Here is a 1,386-nt window from a genome sequence, read left to right on the forward strand (position 1 = left end):
GTCCGAGGCCGGGTCGGCCGGCGGCGGTGGCTGCGGCGCGGCGCCGGACGAGCCGAAGGTCAGGGCGGTGAAGTCCCGTCCCTGGACGACCGGGCCGTGCTGGGTTCCGCCACTGATCGTGTTGTGCACCGCACCTGCCGCCTCCGGTGGCGCCAACGGTGCCAACTCGTCAAGCAACGCGCGCAGTTCCGCCGCCGCCACCGGATCGGCACGGAGCAGGCGGCGCAGCCGGGTGCGCCATTCCGCCTCGACGTCCGCGATCACCAGGTCGTCGCCGGCTTCCCGGGCCACGGACAACTCGCGTTGGGAGGACTCCAGTTCGCGTTCCACCACACTCCCCTGGGCCGGGTCGCCACGGCCGAACAGGGCGGCGATCCGGGTCCGGGCCTGCGCCCAGGACTCCGACACCATCAGCCCGACCATCGTGGTCGCGCCCGATGCCGCCAACGTCATCAGCTCTGCCTCCACACCGACCCCCGCAGTTGTGGCCGCCGAGGTGGGCCGACCGACGCGCATCGCCCACCCCGAACCGCGTCGTCGCCGAGTCCGTCGTCGCGGGCCCGCCGTTGGGCGCATTCTTGCCCACATCCGCCCCCGAACACGCCGATTTCGCCGAAGCCGACCGCGTTGGGCAAGCCCCCGGCGACGCAGCGTCAGCTCACCTCTGCGCCGTCGTCGAGGGCGTCCGGCCGGATCTCGTCGGCGAGCACCACCGCCCGGGCACGGCCCGCGTGGACATCGCTCGGGTCTCGCACAACGGGCAGCGCACGTCGCTCCCGGTGGGCGCGGTGACCCAGCCCGGACGTCCTAGCGATCGGCCCGTTGCCCGCTGCGCGTTGCCCGGGCCGGGCGGGTGTCGATCAGGGTGAGCGCGTCCTCCACGGAGCCGGCCGGATCAGGCAGCGGGTAGAGCACGCCGCGAATCGTGCGGGTGTCGTCCAGGAGCAGGGTCAGCCGCTTGAGCCGGTCCACGCCCGCCGCCCGGAAGGTGGGCAGCCGGAGCGCCGCGGTCAGTTCCAGGTCGGCGTCCGAGAGCAGCGGGAACGGGATGTTCGCGTGTGCCGCGAACGAGGCCAATTGGTCCGGGCGTTGGGTGCTCACACCGAGCACGGTGGCGCCACGGTCGGTGAATTCGTGCAGCCGGTCGCGGTAGGCGCACGATTCCAGCGTGCAGCCGGGCGCGCCGGGGATCTCGTCCCAGCCGGGCGGATACCCCTGGAGGCCGGGCGCGTACGCGCCGGGGAAGCAGTACAGGACCGTCCACGCGGTGTCCGCGATCGGGTCGCCCCGATCCGCACGCGGCGCGAGCCGGCCTGACACCGACCGCGCGGGCGAGCCACGGGAGCGCGATCGGGCCGGGGCGGGGTCGGCGCCGGGATCGTGCCG

Annotated in this window: 2 protein-coding genes; both read right to left on the minus strand. The window is 74.2% G+C overall.

What is annotated here, in order from left to right; translation table 11 throughout:
* A partial coding sequence (locus ABZS54_RS42950; RefSeq protein ID WP_355548907.1) for a hypothetical protein occupies positions 1-453 on the minus strand: 453 nt, incomplete at its 3' end.
* Positions 454-807: 354 nt separating this feature from the next.
* The coding region (locus tag ABZS54_RS42955; RefSeq protein ID WP_355548910.1) for a peroxiredoxin at positions 808-1,386 on the minus strand (579 nt) is incomplete at its 5' end.

The sequence above is a fragment of the Embleya sp. NPDC005575 genome, from assembly GCF_040605455.1.
GTDB lineage: Bacteria > Actinomycetota > Actinomycetes > Streptomycetales > Streptomycetaceae > Embleya.